Source organism: Ruegeria sp. CH2 (assembly GCF_056537065.1).
In genome coordinates, this window is sequence record NZ_JBQFQV010000001.1 from 512,355 (window position 1) to 535,961 (window position 23,607).

General features: G+C 58.1%; 19 protein-coding genes. 5 read left to right on the forward strand and 14 right to left on the reverse strand.

Annotated features, from left to right (window positions below):
* Positions 1 to 28 precede the first annotated feature (28 nt).
* On the reverse strand, positions 29 to 3,487 hold the full coding sequence (mfd, locus tag ACR0M9_RS02530) for a transcription-repair coupling factor (RefSeq protein ID WP_480772774.1): 3,459 nt from the start codon (positions 3,485 to 3,487) through the stop codon (positions 29 to 31).
* 21 nt (positions 3,488 to 3,508) lie between these two features.
* On the reverse strand, positions 3,509 to 4,033 hold the full coding sequence (locus tag ACR0M9_RS02535; protein ID WP_209596720.1) for a component of SufBCD complex: 525 nt from the start codon (positions 4,031 to 4,033) through the stop codon (positions 3,509 to 3,511).
* Between the two features lie 119 nt (positions 4,034 to 4,152).
* Here ACR0M9_RS02535 and hemB point away from each other — a divergent pair, with 119 nt between their 5' ends.
* From hemB to ACR0M9_RS02555, 4 genes are all read left to right on the forward strand, one after another.
* Positions 4,153 to 5,151, forward strand: coding sequence for a porphobilinogen synthase (hemB, locus tag ACR0M9_RS02540; RefSeq protein WP_480772775.1), 999 nt, complete (start codon positions 4,153 to 4,155; stop codon positions 5,149 to 5,151).
* Positions 5,152 to 5,294: 143 nt separating this feature from the next.
* Positions 5,295 to 5,867 carry a lipid-binding SYLF domain-containing protein gene (locus ACR0M9_RS02545; RefSeq protein ID WP_480480703.1) on the forward strand — a complete coding sequence of 191 codons (573 nt, stop codon included), beginning with the start codon at positions 5,295 to 5,297 and terminating at the stop codon, positions 5,865 to 5,867.
* Positions 5,868 to 6,032: 165 nt separating this feature from the next.
* Positions 6,033 to 8,495 (forward strand): penicillin acylase family protein, encoded by a 2,463-nt coding sequence (locus ACR0M9_RS02550; protein ID WP_480772776.1) that lies wholly within the window; start codon positions 6,033 to 6,035, stop codon positions 8,493 to 8,495.
* Positions 8,496 to 8,603: 108 nt separating this feature from the next.
* A complete protein-coding gene (locus tag ACR0M9_RS02555) occupies positions 8,604 to 8,999 on the forward strand; it encodes a nuclear transport factor 2 family protein (RefSeq protein ID WP_480480699.1) in 396 nt (131 codons plus the stop codon).
* A gap of 1 nt (position 9,000) precedes the next feature.
* On the opposite strand, the gene ACR0M9_RS02560 is transcribed toward ACR0M9_RS02555, so the two are convergent.
* The 5 genes from ACR0M9_RS02560 to trkA all read right to left on the reverse strand — a co-directional run bounded on the left by ACR0M9_RS02560 (position 9,001) and on the right by trkA (position 13,887).
* Positions 9,001 to 9,309 carry a putative quinol monooxygenase gene (locus ACR0M9_RS02560; protein ID WP_480480697.1) on the reverse strand — a complete coding sequence of 103 codons (309 nt, stop codon included), beginning with the start codon at positions 9,307 to 9,309 and terminating at the stop codon, positions 9,001 to 9,003.
* Between the two features lie 20 nt (positions 9,310 to 9,329).
* Positions 9,330 to 10,601 carry a GTPase HflX gene (gene hflX, locus ACR0M9_RS02565; RefSeq protein ID WP_480772777.1) on the reverse strand — a complete coding sequence of 424 codons (1,272 nt, stop codon included), beginning with the start codon at positions 10,599 to 10,601 and terminating at the stop codon, positions 9,330 to 9,332.
* Positions 10,601 to 10,840, reverse strand: a complete 240-nt coding sequence (hfq, locus tag ACR0M9_RS02570) for an RNA chaperone Hfq (RefSeq protein WP_005982826.1) — start codon at positions 10,838 to 10,840, stop codon at positions 10,601 to 10,603. Before hfq ends, hflX begins: the two co-directional genes overlap by 1 nt.
* A gap of 132 nt (positions 10,841 to 10,972) precedes the next feature.
* Positions 10,973 to 12,511, reverse strand: a complete 1,539-nt coding sequence (locus tag ACR0M9_RS02575; protein ID WP_267366208.1) for a TrkH family potassium uptake protein — start codon at positions 12,509 to 12,511, stop codon at positions 10,973 to 10,975.
* On the reverse strand, positions 12,511 to 13,887 hold the full coding sequence (trkA, locus tag ACR0M9_RS02580; RefSeq protein ID WP_480504979.1) for a Trk system potassium transporter TrkA: 1,377 nt from the start codon (positions 13,885 to 13,887) through the stop codon (positions 12,511 to 12,513). The genes ACR0M9_RS02575 and trkA overlap by 1 nt, the downstream gene beginning before the upstream one ends.
* 96 nt (positions 13,888 to 13,983) lie before the next feature.
* Here trkA and ACR0M9_RS02585 point away from each other — a divergent pair, with 96 nt between their 5' ends.
* A complete protein-coding gene (locus ACR0M9_RS02585; protein WP_480480691.1) occupies positions 13,984 to 14,463 on the forward strand; it encodes a hypothetical protein in 480 nt (159 codons plus the stop codon).
* A gap of 26 nt (positions 14,464 to 14,489) precedes the next feature.
* On the opposite strand, the gene ACR0M9_RS02590 is transcribed toward ACR0M9_RS02585, so the two are convergent.
* The 7 genes from ACR0M9_RS02590 to dusB all read right to left on the reverse strand — a co-directional run bounded on the left by ACR0M9_RS02590 (position 14,490) and on the right by dusB (position 23,580).
* Entirely contained in the window at positions 14,490 to 15,671 is a 1,182-nt protein-coding gene (locus ACR0M9_RS02590) for an MFS transporter (RefSeq protein WP_480564511.1), read from the reverse strand.
* Positions 15,672 to 15,714: 43 nt separating this feature from the next.
* Positions 15,715 to 16,308, reverse strand: coding sequence for a helix-turn-helix transcriptional regulator (locus tag ACR0M9_RS02595; RefSeq protein ID WP_480772778.1), 594 nt, complete (start codon positions 16,306 to 16,308; stop codon positions 15,715 to 15,717).
* 42 nt (positions 16,309 to 16,350) lie between these two features.
* Positions 16,351 to 17,760, reverse strand: coding sequence for a nitrogen assimilation response regulator NtrX (gene ntrX / locus ACR0M9_RS02600; protein WP_480480685.1), 1,410 nt, complete (start codon positions 17,758 to 17,760; stop codon positions 16,351 to 16,353).
* Entirely contained in the window at positions 17,757 to 20,021 is a 2,265-nt protein-coding gene (locus ACR0M9_RS02605; protein WP_480481659.1) for a sensor histidine kinase NtrY-like, read from the reverse strand. Before ACR0M9_RS02605 ends, ntrX begins: the two co-directional genes overlap by 4 nt.
* Before the next feature lie 123 nt (positions 20,022 to 20,144).
* Positions 20,145 to 21,512, reverse strand: coding sequence for a response regulator (locus ACR0M9_RS02610; RefSeq protein WP_480480683.1), 1,368 nt, complete (start codon positions 21,510 to 21,512; stop codon positions 20,145 to 20,147).
* Positions 21,512 to 22,600, reverse strand: coding sequence for a two-component system sensor histidine kinase NtrB (locus ACR0M9_RS02615; protein WP_480772779.1), 1,089 nt, complete (start codon positions 22,598 to 22,600; stop codon positions 21,512 to 21,514). The genes ACR0M9_RS02610 and ACR0M9_RS02615 overlap by 1 nt, the downstream gene beginning before the upstream one ends.
* Positions 22,597 to 23,580: a tRNA dihydrouridine synthase DusB gene (gene dusB, locus ACR0M9_RS02620; RefSeq protein ID WP_480537994.1), complete on the reverse strand. Its 984-nt coding sequence runs from the start codon at positions 23,578 to 23,580 to the stop codon at positions 22,597 to 22,599. The genes ACR0M9_RS02615 and dusB overlap by 4 nt, the downstream gene beginning before the upstream one ends.
* Positions 23,581 to 23,607 lie beyond the last annotated feature (27 nt).

Here is a 23,607-nt window from a genome sequence, read left to right on the forward strand (position 1 = left end):
CAGCGGGGGCAGAGCCCCCTCTCACATCTCAACCTGCTTTAACCTTTTTCTGCGCGGCGACCACTTTTTCAGCAAGATCCCGGGCAATTGCAAAAGCTCCTTTGATCTTGTCGCTGTCCTTTTTCCAGTCCCGGCGCACGACGATTTTGTTGTCTTTGACCTTGGCCATACCGCGTTGATTCTGAATGAACTCAACCAGTCCCTGCGGCGAGGCGAATTTGTCATTGTGAAACTGGATGGTCGCGCCTTTCGGCCCGCCGTCAAGCTTTGCGATCCCGGCGCGTTTACACATGGCCTTGATCCGCACAACCAGCATCAAGGTATTCACCTCTTTCGGCAATTTGCCAAAACGGTCGATCAATTCCGCAGCAAAGCCTTCCAGTTCGACCTTTGTCGACAGCGATGACAGGCGGCGATAGAGCCCCAGGCGCACATCCAGATCTGGCACATAGTTCTCGGGGATCAGAACCGGCACACCCAGATTGATCTGCGGGGCCCATTGATCGTCCGCATCCGACAGCCCCTCCATCTCGCCAGCTTTGATCTTGGCAATCGCCTCTTCCAGCATGGATTGGTAAAGCTCATAGCCGACATCGCGCATCTGGCCGGATTGTTCTTCACCCAACAGGTTGCCCGCACCACGTATGTCCAGATCCTGCGAGGCCAAAGTGAAGCCGGCCCCCAACGTGTCCAGCGAGCCCAGAACACGCAGGCGTTTTTCGGCGGCAGCAGTCAGTTTCTGGCGCGGTTTGGTGGTCAGGTAAGCATAAGCACGGGTTTTCGAGCGCCCAACGCGCCCCCGGATCTGATAGAGCTGGGCAAGGCCAAACATGTCGGCACGGTGCACGACCATCGTGTTTGCGGTCGGGATGTCCAACCCGCTTTCGACGATTGTTGTGGCCAGCAACACATCGTACTTGCCGTCATAAAACGCGTTCATCCGATCATCGAGCTCACCCGCTGCCATCTGGCCATGGGCAACCACGTAAGTGAGCTCAGGCAGTTGGTCTTTCAGAAATTCTTCGATCTCAGGCAGGTCCGAGATGCGCGGTACAACATAGAAACTCTGCCCCCCACGATAGTGTTCACGCAGCAGCGCTTCTCGGACTGTAACGGCATCGAACTCGCTGACATAGGTGCGGATCGCCAGTCGGTCGATTGGAGGTGTTCCGATAATCGACAGGTCGCGCACGCCGGTCAACGACAGTTGCAGCGTTCGCGGGATCGGTGTCGCGGTCAGGGTCAGCACGTGAATGTCTGAGCGCAGCTGTTTCAGCCGTTCCTTATGACCCACGCCAAAATGCTGTTCCTCGTCAATGATCAGAAGCCCCAGATTGTTGAACCGTATGTTCTTGGCCAAAAGCGCGTGCGTTCCGATCACGATGTCCACTGTCCCGCGGGCCAGCCCGTCACGGGTTTTTTGGGCTTCTTTCGCCGAAACAAAGCGTGACAATTGCCGCACCTCCAGCGGGAACCCCCGAAAGCGTTCCCTGAAACTCGCGGCATGCTGGCGGGCCAGCAGGGTCGTGGGCGCTACAACCGCAACCTGAACGCCCGACATGGCTGCGACAAATGCGGCACGCATGGCAACCTCGGTCTTGCCAAAGCCGACGTCACCGCAGATCAGACGATCCATTGGTGCGCCGGAATGGATATCTTCCATCACATCCGAGATCGCCCGCAACTGGTCTTCGGTTTCCTGATACGGGAATCGCGCGCTGAATTCCTCCCACGCGTGGGGCGGCGGATCCATGACCGGGGCTTTGCGCAGCGCGCGTTCAGCGGCGATGCGGATCAGCTTATCGGCCATCTCGCGGATACGCTCTTTCAGCTTGGCCTTCTTTGCCTGCCATGCACCGCCGCCCAAACGGTCCAGCAGACCTTCGTCATGTCCGTATTTCGACAGCAATTCTATGTTTTCGACCGGCAGGTACAGCTTTGCCTGCTCGGCATATTCCAGCAACAGGCATTCATGGGCAGCACCGGCTGCGGTGACGACCTCCATGCCCATGTAACGACCTATGCCGTGATCCACGTGAACAACCAGATCACCAGGGCTGAGCGATTGGGTTTCGGTCAGAAAGTTTTCAGCCTTGCGGCGCTTTTTGGGCTGACGGATCAGCCGGTCGCCCAGCACATCCTGTTCAGCGATCACTGTTAGATCAGGAGTTTCGAACCCGTGCTCCAACGCCCAGACGGCAAGGTGCAAGCCGCGTTTTCCAATGCGGGTGCCATTGGCCACATGTATCGCCTCGGCCAACCCTTCGTCTTCGATCAGGCCGGTCAGGCGTTCCCGTGCGCCATCGGAATATGAGGCGATCAGCACCGGGCCTTTGTCGAGCTTTGCAGTGATGTGACTGGCCAAAGCACCGAACAAGCTGATGCTTTCCTGCTGGCGTTCCGGTGCAAAGTTGCGTCCGATACGTCCGCCCGCGTCTATGACACCGGGGCCAGAGGTTTGCGGCAGCGGGCTGAACTGCAAAACCCGACGATCCGCGACCGCCGCCTCCCAGGCGGTATCGTCAAGATACAACAACCCCGGAGGTGTGGGTTTATAGACCGTGTCCATACGGGATCGGTTTTCCAGCGCCAGTCGCCGGGTTTCGTACTGATCGGCAATCGTATCCCAACGCGCCAGACGCGCGGGCGTCACATGATCATCGACAGTGATCACCGCATCCGGCAAATAGTCGAATAACGTCTCAAGTTTTTCGTGGAAGAACGGCAGCCAATGTTCGATCCCCTGATGTTTGCGGCCCGCGCTTACGGCCTCATACAATGGGTCATCTGTACCGGCGGCACCAAACTCGATGCGATAGTTCTGACGGAACCGGGTTATGGCGGCCTCGTCCAGGATGACTTCGGACACCGGTGCAAGTTCAACGATGTCCAGCTTTTCGGTTGTTCGCTGGGACGCCGGATCAAAGCGTCGCGCACCGTCCAGAACGTCACCGAACAGGTCCAGCCGAACCGGGCCCGTCTCTCCCGGAGGGAAGATGTCGATAATGCCGCCACGGATGGCGTAATCGCCGGGTTCCATCACCGTTGGACTTTGTGTGAACCCCATACGCACCAGAAAGTTTCGCAGAGCGGTTTCATCTATGCGATGGCCAACTCGGGCAGTAAACGCCGCCTCTCGCAAAACCTCTCGTGCCGGGACGCGTTGGGTCGCGGCGTTCAGCGTGGTCAGCAATACATACTGTTGGGGCATCTGGTGAACCAGCGCCGCCAGTGTGGCGACGCGCGCCGCCGAGATATCCGCATTGGGCGAGACCCGATCATAAGGAAGGCAATCCCAGCCCGGAAACACAAAGACAGGCATCTGAGGCGCAAAGAACGCCAGTGCGGAACGCATCGCTTCCATCCGCTTGTCATCGCGTGCGACATGGGCCACCGGCCCCTTGCTGCGGGCAATCTCGTTCAGCACCAGCTGCGCGTCAAACCCTTCGGGGGCGCCGCCAACTGTCACGTGGTTCGGAGCCTTCATCGCCTCGCCTTTCAGAATCTTCTATCCCAGAACGCCAATCGAAAGGTTCTGATACATGCCCCAGAACGAAGTGACCAGTATCGAGATCATACCGATGATCTGGGTATACAGTCGGCAGCGGGAAATTGTTTTAGAGACAGTTTCGAGCGTCAAGTCCTGCCGCCTGAGGCGCCTTGCGTGTGCAATGTTCACCAAAAGCACCAAGGTCATTGGGAACAAAAGCAAAAAAAGGGCCTGCGCGAACTCAACATCATAATAGAACCCAAGCGTAGCCATCCCGGTAAACAGAAAACATCCAAACGCCAGAAGGATGGTTCCAGACATGTCGACAATCAGCAAAATCCGGTTTGTATGGATGCGAACGATGTCGAGCAGATCGGTTTCGACCTGACCTCCGATCCGGCGGGCGCGGACAACCAGATCGTACGGGATGCCCATCACCCAGTGGCTGGCCGACGACCAGAGTACCGCCAGTACGATCCAGAACCACAGATTCGAAAAGCTGCGCATGTCGATGAGTTCAAAGATCGAAGAGTACCAGTCCAAACCCAACCCTTTATTCGCACTACTCAGGGGGGTTCCATCTAGGCGCGCGTCCATTGATACCCTTGAGACCTTTGTGAATTCATGCCACCCAATGCACGAATGTTCAAGGAGAACGCGCCATGAAACCGACCATTGCCCCATTTCCCATGACCCGCTTTCGCCGCGCCCGTCAATCACAGGCAATTCGTGCGCTGGTGCGTGAGAACACTCTGACAACGGATGACCTGATCTGGCCGGTTTTCGTACGCGAAGGCGAAGGCATTGAAGAGCCCGTGCCCTCGATGCCTGGTGTGGTTCGCAGATCGGTTGACCTGATTGCCAAAGCGGCGGTCGAGGCCCAGGCCCTTGGGATTCCTGCGATTTGCATCTTTCCCTACACCGACCCGGCACTGAAAACCGAAGACTGCGCCGAGGCATGGAACCCCGACAACCTGTCAAACCGGGCCATCCGGGCAATCAAGGCAGCGGCTCCGGACATTGCCGTAATGACGGATGTGGCGCTTGACCCGTATAACATCAACGGTCACGACGGATATGTCGTTGACGGCGAAATCGTCAACGACCAGACCGTCGAGGCACTGGTAAAGATGACGCTGGCACAGGCCGACGCCGGTGCGGATATCATCGGCCCGTCGGACATGATGGATGGCCGGATCGGGGAAATGCGTCGCGCGCTGGAAGGTGCAGGCTATCACAACGTGATGATCCTCAGCTATGCCGCAAAATACGCCAGTGCGTTTTATGGCCCCTTCCGCGATGCGGTCGGTGCATCGGGGGCCCTGACGGGCGACAAGAAGACCTACCAGATGGACCCTGCAAACTCGGACGAGGCCTTGCGCCTGATCGAACGCGACCTGACTGAAGGCGCGGATATGGTGATGATCAAGCCAGGCATGCCTTATCTGGATATCTGCCGCCGCGTGAAAGACAGTTTCGGTGCGCCGACATATGCCTATCAGGTATCGGGCGAATACGCGATGATTCAGGCCGCAGCCCAAAACGGTTGGATCGATGGCGAGAAGGTGATGCTGGAAAGCCTTCTGGCCTTCAAACGCGCCGGATGCGACGGAATTCTGACCTATTTCTCTCCTCAGGTTGCACGCATTCTGCAGGGATAAAGCCCGCAAGTTTCGCGATATTTCGCCGATAAGATTGCCTGAACGGGCAGCTTTCCCGTGACACATCGCCCTGATCGGCGTATCGTTGCCGCCAAGACCGGGATCACCCGGCATATCAGGCACAGTTACAGAGATATAAAACCATGAGCAGTTCCAACTCCCCCCGACTGAATCGTCGCGGCTTTGCCTTGGGCATGGCAGGTCTGAGCTTGACCGCCGCCTGCGGCAACGGTGTCGGCAATTCCAACGCAGCAACAATCGACGCCCGTGTCGACGCCACCCTGACCGAGATGTACAGCCGCTATCCCAATACGGTTGAGATTGCGAACAAGGCCAACGGCATGCTGGTCATGCCGCTGATTACCGAAGCCGGTTTCGTGTTCGGTGGCGGTTACGGTCGCGGCGCGCTGCGCATCAACGGTGCAACAGTTGACTTTTACTCGGCCGTCAAGGGCACGGCCGGGCTACAGATCGGTGCGCAGCAATATGCGCATGTTCTGTTTTTCATGACCGAAGACGCCCTGAACGACTTCCGTCGCTCCAGTGGTTGGACAGCCGGAGCGGATATTGGCTATGTGGTCAGCGATCAGGGCGATTCCCTGTCGACAGACACAACGACACTGCGCACGCCCGTTCTGGCTGCCATCTTCGGACAGGCTGGGCTTCAGATCGGTGCGACCGTGGAAGGCACGAAATATACCCGCATTATTCCATAATTCGGGCTTCCCACTTCTTCTGACAAACCCCATCACGGCGGAATGCTGCGGTGGGGTGTTTGTTTTCATCCTTTCCGCACAGGTTCTTGCCGCGTTCCTCTTTCGGTTGGACCCGCCATCCACTAATCTCCGCGCAACCTTCATGTACTAGAATTTGGGGCAGTAATGGGTCTTGTTTTCCGCTGGCTGGTGCGCATCGTGTCGGGTCTGATCATGCTGATCCTCGCTGCAATGGGCCTTGTCTATTTTCTGGCCAGCCAATCCCTGCCGGATTATGACCAGACGCTCGAAGTCAACGGGTTGACCGCTCCGGTCGAGATCGTGCGCGACACCGCCAATGTGCCGCACATTCTGGCCCAAAATGACCCGGATGTGTTTTTCGGTCTTGGATATGCCCACGCGCAGGATCGGTTGTGGCAGATGACGGTCATGCGCCGCACTGCACAGGGTCGCTTGTCCGAGATCTTTGGACCGCGCACCCTGCGCGTTGACAAGCTGCTGCGCCGGTTGGATCTGTACGGCCTTGCCCATCGCTCGGTTGAGGTACAGGACGACTATACCAAGGCCGCCCTTCGTGCTTATGCGGCCGGGGTCAACGCACGCCTGACCGAGATCAACGACGAGGCATTGGGGCGCGGCGCGCCTGAAATGTTCCTGTTCAATGCCCCCGTCTCACCCTGGCAACCGGGCGACAGTATTGCCGTGATCAAACTTATGGCACTGCAACTGTCCGGTCACCTGACAGACGAGGTTCTGCGCGCGCGTACGTCTTTGATGCTGAGCAATCCTGACAGACTGGCAGACATTCTGCCCGATGTTCCCGGCCCCGGCATTGCTGCGCTGCCTGAATACGCTTCGCTGTTTCCCAACCTTCCGCGCTATGCCGCTGGTACGAGTTTTCCTGAAACGCCTCTGTCACCCCTTCCCAAACGCGGGCTGGCGGGGGCATCAAACGCCTGGACTGCTGCGCCTTCGCGCTCGGCAAGCGGTGGGACGTTGCTGGCCAACGACCCACATCTGGGCTTCACAGCACCCGGCGTGTGGTATCTGGCGCATCTTGGTCTGGCAAAGGGAAGCGTCATTGGGGCCTCGATCCCAGGTATTCCCGCAATCATGACCGGCCGCAGTGACCGGTTGGGTTGGGGGGTGACGTCATCCTATCTTGACGATCAGGACATTCATATTGAGCAGCTGAACCCGGAAAACCCCGAAGAATACCTGACCCCGGATGGCTATAAGGAATTCCAGACCCGTCCTTCGATCATTGAAATCAAGGGGGAAGCTCCGGTTACACTGACGCTGCGCTGGACTGAGAACGGGCCTGTGTTGCCCGGTACGGATTACAAGCTGGAAACCATCACACCGCCGGGCCATGTTGCGTCTTTGTCCTGGACTGCGCTCAGCCCGCAAGACACTTCGATGACGGCGTCCATGGCCCTGATGAACGCAGACAACGTGCAGGACGCCGTAACCGTGGCGCGGCAATTCATTGCGCCCTCGCAAAACCTGTCACTGGTCGACAAAACGACAATAGGGATGAAACTGATTGGCGCCATGCCCCGGCGTGATCTGCAAAACCAAAGCCGCGGACGCATTCCGACACCCGGCTGGATCGAAGCAAACCGCTGGCAAGGTCGCCTGCCCTACGCCAAAAACCCGGAATTCGTGGCCCCTGCCGGTGGCGTTCTGGGCAACACCAACAACAAGATCATCGACCGCCCGTTCCCGGATCATGTGTCCTACGAGTGGGGTGACACTCAGCGCGTACATCGCTGGGAACGCCTGATGCAATCGCGTGAGGTGCATACCCGCGACAGTTTCATTGAGGCGCAACTGGATACGGTCAGTTTCACCGCGCGCTCTCTGCTGCCGCTGATCGGTGCTGACCTTTGGTACACCGGTGCCTCGGCCCCTGAAGGGACGCCCGAACGACAGCGCCAGATTGCGCTGTCGCTGCTGGCGGACTGGAACGGCGAGATGAACGAGCACCTGCCCGAACCGCTGATCTATGCAGCCTGGGTGCGGGCGCTTCAGATCCGCCTGATTTCGGACGAGCTTGGGCCGCTGGCCAGCGAATTCAAACACGTCGAGCCCCTGTTCATCGAACGGGTCTATCGTGATATTGATGGCGCCGGTGTCTGGTGCGATGTACGACAAAGCGCGCCGGTTGAAACCTGTACCGAAATGGCACGACTTGCGCTGGATGACGCGCTGATCTGGATCACCGAACGCTACGGCAGCGCACTGGAATCCCTGCGCTGGGGTGATGCCCATCAGGCGACCCACGACCACCCGGTTCTGGGGAACGTGCCTATACTTCGGTATTTTGTGAACATTCGCCAATCGACCAGTGGCGGCGACAACACCTTGCTGCGCGGGCGCACGTCCGGCGAAGGGCTCGACCCGTTTCAGAACGTCCACGGGGCCGGGTATCGCGGTGTGTATGACTTTGCCGATCCCAACAGCTCGGTCTTTATCACCGCTACCGGCCAATCGGGCCATTTCCTGTCGCGCTATTACGACGATCAGGCGCAGCTGTGGCGGCGTGGCGAGTATATTCCCATGTCGCTGGACCTTGACCTTGCCCGCGCCGCTGCTGTCGGAGTGACCAATCTGATCCCACGTTAAGCATCAGGGTTTCGGCGACTCCCCGCCCCTTTTTGTCCGGACCGTGGACGCCATGCGGCAGTTTCGCCTACCATCACCGGGCGAACTGTTTCGGACCAGGGGGAAACTATGGCCAGCATTCGGGATACTCTGAACAACCTTGCCCGGGATTACGCAATCGCCTGGAGTTCAGGTGACGCCGATGCCGTTGCCAGTTTTTTCGCGCTGGACGGACGGATTACAATCAACAGAGGTGACCCGATCGAAGGGCGCGCAGCGATTGCCGATATGGCCCGGGGTTTCTACGCCGATTTTCCTGATCTGGAGGTGCGCTGCGACATGATGCGATGGGCCGGATCTCATGCCCTATTTGTCTGGACGCTGGAAGGGCACCACTCACAGACTGGTAATCATGTCGTTGCGCGCGGTTGGGAAGAATGGGAATTGACACCCGACAATCTAGTTCAGTCATCCTTGGGTTGGTTCGACCCTGATGACTATCAGCGACAGATAGACGGGCGATAATCTAGTCCAGACGGTCGCTTGCGGTTTCAATTGTGTAACTCCGCGGTATTCCCTGTGTAATCAGAAACCACTCGGATGCCTTCGTCCGCTGCTGATGCGCATCAAAGGCCTGCTGATTCACAAAAACCTCTGAAACAGTGAACCGTCCGGGTGTGATCTGATCCTCGACAACGTCGAACGACAGGCAACCCTCTTCCGCCTTTGTGAGGGCGATATGCGTGGGCAGAGCGGCGCGCACATCTTCAAGGCGGTCCGCCGGAACATCAATAAATCCGGTCAGGAATACTCTTTGATCCATTGTATCAGCCATCTTACGCAATTTCACTGTATCTATAGTGTGTCGAATTGGGCGGCCTGCTTATCTGTCCAAAGGACAGTGATACGGAACCCCTCTTCGGTCTGCTCTTCAGATTGTACAACATCCTGCCGGAACAACCACGCCCGCTTGTTCCCTTCCGCAAAGGTCAGGTTCAGAACAACCTCGTGCCGGGCCCCTTGCAGGATTGCTGCAATCTCGGACAGTAAAGGGGTCACGCCTTCGCCGGTAACTGCCGAAATGGCAAATATGGCCGGATCGCGATCCGCCCTCGCCAACGCGGCGTCTTTTTCTTCCGTGCTCAGCAAGTCAGTCTTGTTCCAAACCTCAAGCCGGGGGCGTTCTTCGTCGACACCAAGCGAGGTCAGGATTGCTTCGACATCCTGCGCCTGTGCTTCGGTTTCTTCATGGCTGATATCGCGCACGTGAACAATCAGATCAGCACCCAACACCTCTTCAAGCGTGGCCCGAAAAGACGCCACAAGCTCGGTCGGCAGGTTCGAGATAAAACCCACCGTATCCGACAGGATCACTTCCGGGCCATCGGGCAGTTGCACGCGGCGCATGGTAGGGTCCAGCGTGGCAAACAACATGTCCTTGGCCAACACTTCGGCCCCGGTCAGCCGATTGAACAGAGTAGATTTCCCGGCATTGGTATATCCAACCAATGCAACGATCGGGTATGGCACCTTGGCCCGCGCGGCACGGTGCAATGTGCGGGTCTTGACCACTTTCTGCAATTGGCGACGCAGACGCACCAGTTGTTCGTCAATGGCGCGACGGTCGGCTTCGATCTGGGTCTCGCCGGGTCCGCCGACAAATCCCAAGCCGCCACGCTGACGTTCAAGGTGGGTCCAGGCCCGCACCAGCCGTGTCCTCTGATAGCTGAGCGCAGCCATTTCGACCTGCAACACCCCTTCTCGGGTACGCGCACGGTCGCTGAAAATCTCAAGGATCAGCCCGGTCCGGTCGAGGATCTTGACCTTCCATGCCTTTTCCAGATTGCGCTGCTGAACCGGGGTCACCGGCCCATCGATCAGAACCAGCTCAACCTCGTTTTCACTAAGCCGCTCACCCAGTTCTTCAATCTTGCCACTGCCAAACAAATAGCCGGGTTGGGCACGTTGCAGGCGTACGATTTCAGACCCGATCACATCCAGATCGGGCAAAGCATCAGCCAGCGCAACCGCCTCGGCCAGCGCTGGTTCAGGAACGCGGCGCTGTTCATCTGATTTGATTTCGGGATGCAGCACCCAGGCCCGGGTGCGCGTCCGGTCATGTTCCATCAAGAGGCGTCTTCGCCCTCATACAGGTTGATCGGCTGTGATGGCATGATGGTTGATATTGCGTGTTTGTACACCAGCTGCGACTGTCCGTCGCGGCGCAACAATACACAGAAATTGTCGAACCAGGTGATCACACCCTGCAATTTCACGCCATTGATCAGGAAAATTGTAACCGGAACCTTAGCTTTCCGTACATTGTTCAGGAAAGCATCCTGAAGATTCTGTCTGTCCGAAGCCATATTATGATAATCTCGCCATTGTTCTTGCTACGCGTTGCGGACCAACGCGCTCCCTCCCGGTGAGTATGGAGTGCCGCGGTAAGATATTCCAGACGAAAAATTAAGCACTAAAGACGACGGGATCCAACCGGTTCAATCCCGCCACAGCGAAGGGGTGATCAGGGCGATGATCGCAAGCGTCTCGAGCCGGCCAATGACCATCGCCGCGCACAGCGTCAGCTTGGCCCCTGCGGACAGGTCGATCAACCGGATTGGAACATCAGTGGCCAATTCAATCAGCGGACCCGTCGTGCTGAGCGTTGCGACGCTGAGCACCATGGCCTGTTCGAACCCAGCCCCCATTGCGGCCAGCAAAAGGTTGAACACCGCCAGTGTCAGCGCAAAGAGCATCAGAAAAATCCAGGCGATAAACGCGCCGTCCCTTTGAATGCGTCGGTTGCCGCCTCCAACCCCGCTGACGGATGAGGGATAGATCAACCGGTCGATCTCGCGCGCACCGTTCAGGTACAGGGCAAAAACCCGCAGCAGTTTCACGCCGCCAGCCGTGGTGGCAACCCCACCACCGATCAGGGCCAGCCCCATCAGCAACAATCCGGGCGTTCCCAGACCAGACAATTGCTGCGCATCATCCCAGTTTGCGCTTTCAAACCCGGCGGTTGTCAGAAAGGCCAGAACAGTGAACAGCATACCCCAGATGACCTGCAATGCCTGCAAAGGTTCGATTTGCCCGCCGATTTCCGTAACGCCTGCAATAACGCGAAAGAACAGTAACGCAGCAACGGCCAGCACAATCATCAGGCCAATGCGAAACTCCGGGTCCGTATCCAGGCGGGAATAACCGGATGTTGCCGTGTCGGTCGAAAATGTCAGGCGCGAAAGGGCAAAGAACAGGAACAAAAACAAGATCGCCTCACCCGTGAAGCCCGCCTGCGCGCCTTCCATGCCGCCCACCGGAGAAATTCCGGACGTCGCCATGACCGACATTGCGTGGCAAACGGCTGTCAGTCCGGTTTCGCCTGCGATCAGAAGAAGGATCCAGATCACAGCCGTCAGCCCGGCATAGACCGGGGTCAGTCCCTTTGCCACACGGAGCAGTCGACCGCGCGGATCAACGCGTTCGCTTTGCGCAACACCCGATACCGGGCGACCCGGCTGACCGCGGGCCGTGACCTCGAACCCACCCAGCGACAAAGGCGCAAGGATTGCCGCGGCGGCAATCCACATCAGCAAACCGCCCATCCATCCAACCAAGGCGCGCCACAGGTGCAGCGGGGCCGTCAGGCGGTCTGGATCCGGAAACAGATCCGCCCCCGTGGTTGTCAGGGCACTGACCATGTCAAAATAGGCGTTCAGGAATGTGGTCGTTCCCAGCGCATCGTGAAATGGAATCGCAAGAAAGACAGGCAGAATGGTGAAACATGCAAGCATCACCGCCAATTGTCCCAAAGTTCCGCGCCTTGGCACACGGTTGGACGAGGCCAGTGCGACACTGACGACCAGAAACAACCCTATGATACCGGAGTACAAAAACGACCGCGATGTATCGTGATCATCCAGCGCCAGCGCGTAAACTGCCGGAATCCACATGGCCAGTGACGCAATAGCCCAGATCAGAAGAAACAGCGGCAACCGCCGCAATAGCCCGATCTGTTGTATCCCCGCATGCGCCATCAGAAGAAATCGATTGAAACCTGCATCAGGCGTTCGACCTCAGGCACGTCGTTGGCCATGGCAAAGATCGCGACGACATCCTTTTCATCGATCCTGAGGCTGCCCGTCGGTCGCATAACTTCATCTCCTTTGAGTACGGCCCCCACCAGTACGCCCTCGGGAAAATCGATATCGCGCAGCTTTTGACCGGCCATGGGAGAGGTTGAAAGAACCTCAGCCTCGATCACTTCGGCCTCAGCATCTCCGATCGAGTAGACCTGTCGCACCCGGCCATGACGGATGTGGCGCAAGATCGAACTGACGGTGGTTGCCCGTGGATTGATATACGCATCAATCCCCAAAGGTCCCATCAGGGCCACCATACTGGGATCATTGATCAAAGCGATCGCCAGGGCACAACCCTCGGCCTTGGCGCGTACAGCGGCCAGCATGTTCGTGCGGTCGTCATCCGTAACCGCCAGCATTGCATCCGCCCTGTCGATACCGGCTTCGCTCAACAAACTGGCATCAAGGCCATCACCGTGCAGCACAATCGTCCGTTCCAGCGCCTCGGCGGCGATCTCGGCGCATCGGCGATCCCGCTCGACGATTTTGGCGCGCACGCGGCTTTTTTGTTCTTCCAGAGTTCGCGCCACTTCAAGCCCGACATTGCCCCCGCCCACGATCACCACACGATCCTGACGCTTTTGGGTCTTGCCAAACACCTCCATAGTGCGATCCACGTCTTTTACATTGGTAAAGACGTAGCATTCGTCGCCCACAAACAGCTGATCCTCGGATTCTGGTGCAAACAGCGTGCCATCGCGACGCACCCCCACTACGATCGAACTGAGCGTCGAGAACAAATCGGTCAGTTGCCGCAAAGGTGTGTTCACGATCGGGCAGTCTTCATCCACGCGAATACCCAAAAGCTGCGCCTTGCCGTCCATGAAAATCTCGGTGTCAAAGGCGGACGGGGCCGACAGGCGGCGCATCGCAGCAGCGGCAACTTCGCGTTCGGGGCTGATCACCACATCAATCGGCAGATGATCGCGCCGGTAAAGGTCCGAGTGGATCGCCTCAAGATATGATTTCGACCGCAGTCGCGCGATCTTGCGCTGGATCGAAAAGACCGAATGCGCCATCTGGCAGGTGACCATGTTCACCTCATCCGAATGGGTCGCAGCGATGATCATGTCCGCATCGCGCGCGCCTGCCCTTTCAAGCACATCGGGGTAACTTGCAAACCCGGCGATCCCCTGGACGTCCAGCGTTTCGGTCGCCCGCCGAACCAGATCGGGATTGTTGTCGACAACGGTGACGTCGTTCAGTTCGCCCGAAAGGTGCCGCGCAATCTGCCAGCCGACCTGACCCGCGCCGCAAATAATGACCTTCATGTTTCTGGCCCTTCTGCCTGAAAGGATTGAATGACAGATGCCCCCAAAGCGGTCAATTGAATTGTCATCGCCGATCAGCTGCGGCAAGATAAGCATATGAAAACGCTGTTTCCTATGCTCGTGCCCCTGATGGTGCTGTCCTCGTGCGGGCCGCTCTCGCTTTACTATCGCGAGGGTGAAACCGTATCACGTCTGCAAAAAGAGACCACCCAGTGCCAGCTTAGGGCGGTTAAAGAGGTGCCGGTTGCCAATCAGATCCGCCAAAGCCCGCCGACTTATTGGCCCGGGCGCACATATTGTGACGGCAGAGGTCGTTGCTATCAATCCCCAGGCTGGTGGCAACCCGGCAGGGTATATACCGTCGATGTGAACCAGGGCCTGCGAAACACGGTCGAGGCGCAATGCATGGCCGAAAAGGGATTTCGCCCTGTCAGCTTGCCGCCCTGCAAGCAAAATGTGAAATCGCGAGTGCCACTGGCGCGAACAACGACGTTGCCGCCCCTCAACAGTGCCTCATGTTTTGTGAAGTTCGATGACGGGTCGTTTCAGATCATCACACCGGGGCAATCCGGATAAGAAGAACCACGGTACCGCGCGATTGATCATTCCAGTCCGGTTGAAGCGCGTTTGCGCCGCGCGGCAAGCCACAGATGAAGCGCCATGGCAACAGCATAGAACCCGACCACGGCAATCAACATGCCCGCTTCACTAGTACGCCACAGTATTGCAAGCAAAACAGGTGTGCCCAAAAGGTTACCCGCATTCCCCATCTGCGCCATGGCACCATAGCTCAGCGCCTGGTTTTCGGGTGTCGAGTTCAACTGCGGCACCGCCGCAAAGCTGCCGCCCTGAACAAGCCCCAGCACCGCAAAAAGCGCAACGCAGACAACGGGCAACGGGGCACCAAGAAACAGGGCGCCTATCGTAAGGATAGACAGCCCGAAACCGAGGTTAATAACAAAAACACCAGAACAAACGCTCAGCAAAACCGGGACGGTAAGCCAGGAAATCACGATCCCGGCCAACGGCATCAGACCAGCAATCATCGCACTGACATCGTCCGGCAATCTTCCCGGAAGAATGGCCAGCAACGAGACAAAGGTCAGCGTGTAAAAGAACCACCCGAGCGCCGGAGCGGACACAAACGCAGAGCGATAGGTCTGTACGTGTATGTCAATCAGTGTTCGCACGCTCCAAAAGGGATTGTTTACCAAATCCGATGCACTGTTGGGACGGAAAGATACGATCAGGACGGCGATCAGAAACATCAGCGCGCCATGGGTAGCAAAATAAACCGGCAGCCCGACCTGAGCGATCAAGGGAAGCCCAAGCCATGCGTTCAGGGCAAAGGCGACACCAAAGAAACTGCTCCACAAAACCATTGCCGCGTTGCGCCATTTTCCAATCGTGATTTGCGCAATCAGTGTTGGTGCTGCGACAACGATAGCCAGATGAGAGACCCCTTCGACAACGCGGCTGACCAGCATCAGGCCCAAACCGGGGATACTGGCCTGAAACAGGGACACCGCCCCGCCAAGGGTCAAGCCAAACATCAGCAACCGGACAGGCCCAACCCGCCCGGCTATCGCGCCGGACAATGCACCAAGAATCGCGCCAATCAGGCTGATGACTGACAAAAGCCAGCCAATCTTGTCCGCGTGCGCAGGATAGAGGGCTGCGACCTGAGCAAAAGGAACCGCAATCTTGGCGAATTGGGTCGCCGCACCTAGCCCGGTAAGCCAAAGCAACAAAACCTGTAACAAGATGCGTAATGGATGGGGCATAAGCCGGTTCTACTGCACCCGACCGCACAGGAATACGCATAAATTATGCGCGTCCCGACCGTGCCCCACTGACCAGCCGGACCGGCGTTCCATCCGACAGGTACAACCGTTCCCAGGTGATCTGTCCGGCACTGATCCGGATACGGTCGTGCCGCGCTTCGGAGGTTACAAACGACTTGGGGTTGGGCGCTTGCAAATCCCACCATCCCTCGTCCTGTAGCTCGGCCTCAGCTTGGCGGATCTCGTCCGTCGCAAATTGCCAGAGGGACACGCCAAGCAGTGCCCGTTGGGTGGTTTTCCAGTCCCGCGCCCGCCTGCGGGAATAGGCCAGGCACAGGTGGCTGGCCTCCTCAACCAGATGGATGCAGTCTGCCGAGTTCACGACAAGCCGTCTTAGCGCGTTGTCATCCGCCCTGAAAGGAGCCATCGCAGCAAACACTGAGTGTTGCAGATCAGGCGTTGGAAGCTGAACCCCGTTCTCCCATCTGGAAACCGTGGTCTGATCGACCTCCAGAACCTCGGCCAGCGCGGCTTGTTTCAACCCGATCGACCGTCGAAGACGCTTTAAACGCCTGCCAAAAGCCGGGTAGCCTTCGATGAACCGGCCAGTCAGATCAGAGTTTACCGTTCTCGCCATCAGTTCCACACATCCGTCTGCCCGTGAACTATGACCCCAGACTCATTCTGCCGGTTCGGGTTCGTCGATTTGCGCGACCCGCGCACCGGATTTGTTCGAGGTCACAACACCCAGCGACTTTAGCTTGCGATGCAGCGCACTGCGTTCCATGCCGACAAAGCTGGCGGTGCGGCTGATATTGCCGCCAAAGCGGTTGATCTGGGTCAGCAGATATTCCCGCTCGAACGCTTCGCGGGCCTCGCGCAGCGGCAAAGTGGCCAGCGCACCCGACAAGACAACGCGGCCCGACTCTTCGGCCTTGTCTTCTTCATTGGGCAGCTCGCGCGCCTCAATCGGGCCGGTGCCGTCGCCCAGAATCAAAACACGTTCGATCAGGTTCTTCAACTGGCGCACGTTACCCGGCCAGGTCATTGTCTGCAGCAAAGCGACCGCCTCGTCCGACAGCTCCCGCATAGGCAACCCTTGGGTTTCGTTGCACATTTCGATGAAGTGCTGGGCCAGTACCGGTATATCCTCGCGCCGGTCCTCGAGTGAGGGAACGGAGATCGGAACCACATTCAGACGGTGATACAGCTCTTCCCGGAAACGCTCGGCGGCGATTTCATCATCCAGATCCTTGTTGGTTGATGAGATCACCCGAAGATCCACGCGCACCTTGTCCGAGCCACCCACGCGCTGGAATTGCTGATCCACCAGCACCCGCAGGATTTTGGACTGTGTGCCCAAAGGCATGTCGGAAACTTCATCAAAATAGACCACGCCGCCATGGGCTTCTTCCAGCAATCCGGATTCCACACCGCGTTCGGCCGATTCCCGGCCAAACAGAACTTCTTCCACACGCTCAGGCTCAATCCCGGCACAGTTGACGGTCACGAACGGAGCGTTCGCACGGTTGGAGTGGGCATGGATATAACGCGCAGCGATTTCCTTGCCAGAACCCGCAGGTCCACGCAGCATGACGCGACCGTTTGATTTGGTCACTTTGTCCAACTGCCCCTGCATGGCCCGGAACGACGCGGATTTGCCGATCATATCCGAGTTGTTGACTTCTTTCCGCTTCAGCGACGCGTTCTCGCGCCGCAGACGAGACGTCTCCATCGCGCGGCGGATCACCACCATCAACTGGTCAATGTTAAACGGTTTCTCGATAAAGTCGTAAGCACCCTGTTTGATAGCCGCTACTGCAATTTCAATGTTGCCGTGGCCCGAAATAATCACCACCGGCACATCCGGGTTATCGCGCTTTACCGTCTTGAGGATATCAATCCCGTCCATGCGGCTGTCTTTCAGCCAGATATCCAGGATCAACAGACCCGGCGGTTCGGAATTGATCGACGCCATGCACTCGTCCGAGTTGGCTGCCAGCCGGGTTGAATAGCCTTCGTCCTCCAGAATGTCGGACACCAGCTCGCGAATATCGCGCTCGTCATCTACGATCAGAATGTCGCTCATCTTTGGCCTGCTTTCAGTTTGTTGGTTCTAATTGCCTGCTTCTGCGGCGCAACGGTTGGGGACATACTTGCCCCAGGCAAACGGATCACAGCCATTGCGCCAAAATGGTCCTGTCCGTCGAATACGGGCGCGTCCTCAAGGGTCAGCGCGCCGCCATGCTCTTCTATGATTTTCTTGACGATCGGAAGACCCAACCCGGTCCCTTCGTCGCGTGTCGTTACATAAGGTTCAAACAAACGCGCCCGGTCTTCCGGCAGACCTATCCCATTGTCTGCAATGGTGATGACTGTACCCGCATCATCGCTTGAAACCGCCACCTTGATCTGTGGCACCAGGTTGTCCGGGGCCCCTTTTTCTTTCAGAGTTGCAATGGCTTCTCCGGCATTCTTAATCAGGTTCGTCAACGCCTGGTTGAGCATGGTCGCATCTACATCCGCCATGATTGGCTGCTGCGGCAGGTCAGCGTCAATCTGCACGTCCGGCTGTCCCGCCTGCTGCAAAAGAACGGCTTCGCGCACCAGTTCGACTAAGTCCTCTTCGCGGCGAACGGGTTCGGGCATCCGCGCGAACTTGGAAAACTCGTCCACGATACGCCGCAGGTCGTTTGTTTGCCGCACGATGACACCGGTCATCGATTCAAGGCTGCCGCTGTCTTCCTCATCCAGTTTGCGGGCGAACTTGCGCTTGATGCGCTCCGCGCTGAGTTGGATCGGCGTCAATGGGTTCTTGATTTCATGTGCAATGCGGCGGGCCACGTCACCCCACGCCGCCATTCGCTGCGCGCTGACCAGATCGGTTACATCGTCAAAGGCAACCACATAGCCTTCCAGCCCGCCATCCTCTCCGCGACGGATAGCCATGCGAACCAGCAGGTTTTCAAGCTGCCCCTTGCGTGTGACCTTAACCTCACCCTGAACAGCCTCCTGCCCGCTGTCCTTGAGACTTTCAAACAAAGGCAAAAACTCGGGAACCGCAATGCCGATAGCCAGGTGTTCTTCACCACGCGACCAGTCCAGCAAGCGTTCAGCCGAGCGATTGACAAACGTAACGCATCCATCGGGGTCCACGCCGACAACACCGGACGTGACCGAACTGAGCACGGAATCAAACAGGCGACGCCTGCTTTCGATTTGCTGGGTATTTTCCAGCAGCGTGTCCCGCTGCCCTTTTAGTTGTCGGGTCATCTGGTTGAAATATCGGCCCAACATCGCAATTTCGTCGTCGCTGGCCTCTTCGATGACCTGGACACTCAAATCTCCAGCGCCGACCCGCTGCGCCGCCGTGGTCAAACGTCCGACCGGGCGCGACAGGCGTTCGGCAAACCACATCCCCAGCGACATCGCAGCCAGGATCAGGATCAGCGCAAAGCCCAGATAAAGCAGACCGAACTCGAACAACACCCTGCCCCGTTCACTTTCCAGCTGCTGATAGAACTGCGCCGTTTCCTTGGTGTCATCCAGCAGCGTCAACAGCTGCCCATCCACCTCGCGGCTGACATAGAGGTAGCGGTCCAGATAAGCGGTAAGAGGTACAAGCGCGCGGAATTCATTATTCGGCCAGTCGGCAATGATCAGCAGCCCCTTATCTACCGCTTCCGTCATTTGCTCGGCTGTTGGTGCCTCATAGTTGAACAGATAGGACCGATCCCCGCGCGACCGGATTTCGCCCGTTCCGTCGATGACATAGGCTTCGCGCAATCCGCGCTGAATCCGGGCCTGCCCCTGCGCAAGAACCTCGCGGAGTTCGGCATCAGAAATGTAAAACTCCACCGAACGTGCATTGTTCAGGAACCGCGCCAGAACGGTTGCGTCCTGCGTCAGACCACTGCGATGTTCCTGCTCATAAGCCTCTGCCGCCGTCAGGGAGGACCCGACAACCTGGCGCACGCGATCCGAAAACCAGCCTTCCAGACCGATATTCACGGTAAGGCCGGCAAAAATGGCGACCGTAACGGTCGGAACCAGCGCGAGCAGCGTAAACGCCCCGATGAGGCGCAAATGCAGGCGCGAGCCCGCCGACTTGGCCCGTCTGGCCGCAATTAGGCTGCCCAACTGACTGAGCACCAAAGCCGCAACGACCAAAACATAGACAAGATCGGCCAGCAGAATCAGCCGCAATGTCGGCGCGGTCGCACCCAGGTCAAAGGGACCAATGACAAGATATGTGGCAAGCGCCAGAACAGGCCCCATGAGGACCAGCCCAAAGGTGCCGAAATTGCGCAGTTTCCGTGATTTACGCCATCGACCAATCGATGGGATCATCCCGCTCTGTGCTCGGGTTGCCACCGTCTGCCCTCATCCTGATGTGCCGCTTGTGCGGCTTACCGCCATATTTCGTGGTCTTTTCCCGACAGATGCCGGGATGCCACGGTTTGTGTGGCGATATTACATCAGTTTGCGGCGCCGTGTCACCTGAATATCGAGATCTGTAATCTTTTTTCGCAGCGTATTTCGGTTAATCCCCAGTAAATCAGCACATTTTGCCTGGTTCCCACCAGTTGCATCCAGTGCGATTTCGATCAGCGGGGCCTCAACTTCACGCAATATCCGCTGATAAAGGCCCGGTGGCGGCAATATATTGCCGTGCAGATCGAAATACCGTCGCAGGTGACGCTCGACCGAGGTTGAAAGCTTCTCGCGTTCGCCGCCGCTCAGAACCGGTGCAGCTTCGGGCTGGCTGCCCAACACCATTTCCACCTCGGCCTTTGAAATCTCATCTGCCCGACTGGTCAGCCCCAAACGGCGAACGGCGTTTTCCAGTTGCCGCACATTCCCCGGCCATGAATAGCGCCGCACCAACTCAACCGCTTCCGGGCTGAGCCACCGCTTGTTGCCATTTTCCTTCTCCTCCCGGGCCAGAAAATGTTCGGCCAGCAGCGGAATATCGTCGACCCTTTCGCGCAATGAGGGCACGTGGATCGTCGCCCCACACAAACGATAATACAGGTCCTGACGGATACGACCGTTTTCCATCCCATCGGTCAAGTTTGTCTGGCTGGTTGCCATGAAACGCGGAACATGATCACCGGGCGTATCCATCATACGCACCACGCGGGCTTGAATTTCATCGCCGATATCCGCGATTTCATCTATCAGCAGCGTACCGCCACGCACCCGCGCCATCACGCGGGCCGGGCCCTCCAGATCGCTTAGGTCGGCTGCGGTGACTGTGACAAAGGGTAATGTACGCCGATCCGAAAAGTCGTGAATTGCCCGGGCAATCAGCGACTTACCCGTTCCGCTTTCACCCGAGATCATAACCGGCAGGTCGGTATTCATCACGCGTGCGACCAAACGATACAAGGCCTGCATAACTGGCGTGCGGCCGACCAGAGGCAGCTCATCCGGGCGTTCGCCACCTGCCTGTATGGGTTCCGGCTGTGCGCGCTGCTTCTGATCCAGCGCCCGCGCCGTGCGTTTCATCAAATCCGGCAGGTCAAACGGTTTGGGCAGATAGTCATATGCGTCAGCCTCAGCCGCCTGAATTGCGGTCATGATCGTGTTTTGCGCGGAAATCACGATAACCGGCAATCCAGGGCGATCCTTTGCTATCTTCGGCAGCATCTCCAGACCGTTGCCATCGGGCATGACAACGTCCGAGATCACCACGTCGCCTTTGCCTTCGCCGACCCAACGCATCAGGGTGGTCAGCGAAGATGTTGCGTGCACCTTGCATCCGGCCCGCGTCAGCGCCTGAGTCAGAACGGTGCGGATTGTGCGGTCGTCATCCGCAACCAGTACGGTGCCATCCATCAGGTGCTCTCCTTCTTGTGTTCGGTTGCATCTCGCGGCGCGCGGCGCAGCGACAGTTTGAATACGGTGCGGCCGGGCACGGAGTCGGCGGAAATCCAGCCGTCATGGTCGGAAACGATCTTGCTGACCAGCGCCAGCCCCAGACCAGTGCCGTTTTCCTTGCCCGACACGAACGGGTCAAAGATATCACCCCGGATATCCTCGGGCAGGCCCGGACCGTCATCGATGATCTCGATCTGCAACGGCAGGGAATGACCCGATCCGTCGCTTCGGCGCAGGCGGAAGGAGTGTTCGAAATAAGTGCGCAGACGGATCGTACCGCCCTGCGGCCCCGCAGCCTCGGATGCGTTTTTCAGCAGGTTCAGGACCACCTGAAGAAACTGGTCCGGATCGCCATAGGCCAGCGGCAATGAAGGATCGTAATCCTCGATGATTGTCATATCCGCGCCAAATCCCAGCAGCGCGGACCGCCTTGCACGGTCCAGCACATCGTGGATGTTGACCGGCCTGAGGTCCGGTTTCTGCAAGTTGCCGAATTGCTCGACCTGCTCCAGAAGCTTCACGATCCTTCGGCTTTCGGCCACAATAAGGTCTGTAAGTTCAAGATCCTGTGACGAAATGTTCATGCTCAGCAGTTGCGCTGCACCGGTAATCCCTGCCAACGGGTTCTTAATCTCGTGCGCCAGCATCTCGGCCATGCCAATCGCCGACTGCGCCGCTGACTTGACCGTGTTGCCCAAGGTCATCCTGCCCGCCAGTTCACGAGGCGTTATGATCATGATCATCGACCCCGGATGGCCGACCAGAGGCGCGATCTGCAACGCACATTGCAACGGCGCGCGATTCCCAGAACCCGCATCCACATCGTTTACAAACAGTGGCGTGCCTTGCGAGCGGGCGCGCAGGAATGCTTCCTCCAGCGGTGCGTCAACGGCGATCTGGTCCCATACCGGATGCCCGATTACCGACCGGCGCGAGGCATTCAAAAACCCCTCGCCCGCCGAATTCACATCTGCGATGCGGTCGTTTTCATCAATAATAAAAGCCGGAACCGGCAATGAGTTCCAGATGTTGGCGTTGGAATTCATGCTGCCACCTCGCCCGTTTCGGCAAGTGCGTCCCCAAGCAGACGCAGGACATCATCCGTGTTGCGCGACGTCAGAACCGCCCGCCGCAGCGGCGCAGGGGTTGCGACCTGATCCATGTACCATCCCAGATGCTTGCGGGCGACACGCAGGCCCAGATCGGCTCCGTAGAACCCCAGCATCGCCTGATAATGCGTGCGCACCATGTCGATCAGGTCATTCCCGACCGGAATATCCGGCGCATCCGCCCCGTAAAGGTCGTGACTGATCTGCGCCAGTAGCCAGGGTTTACCCTGTGCGCCACGCCCGACCATGACCCCATCTGCACCAGATTGTTCCAAAGCGGTTCGTGCGGCTGCTGTGTCTACAATATCTCCGTTCGCAATAACCGGAATCGACACAGCCTGTTTCACGGCCCGGATCGCGCTCCAGTCAGCGCGCCCCTTGTAGAACTGGCATCGCGTGCGTCCGTGGATCGTAACCATCTGAACGCCCGCCTCTTGCGCACGGCGCGCAACCTCGGGCGCATTCAGCAGGGTGTCATCCCACCCCAAACGGGTTTTTAAAGTCACCGGAACGTCAACTGCACTGACAACGGCCTCAATCAGCGTCAGTGCGTGGTCCGGTGTTTTCAGCAGGGCCGAACCGGAATACCCATTTGTCACCTTCTTGGCGGGACACCCCATGTTGATGTCGATCACCCGCGCGCCCCGATCAGCAACCTGACGGGCGGCCTCGGCCATCCAATGCGCCTCGCGCCCTGCCAGTTGCACAGCTGTGTTTTCCACATCGGCGGACAGTTCGGCGCGTTCCCGCACTCCGGGTTTGGCCTGCACCATCTCCTGACTGGCGACCATTTCGCTGACGACCATGCCGGCGCCAAAGCGCATAACCAGATCCCGAAACGGGCGATCTGTGATTCCGGCCATCGGGGCCAGCAAAACCGGCGATGTTACGAGTTTGTCAGCGAAGCGGAAAGTCAACGTGCTTAATCCTTGGGCAATTGCAGT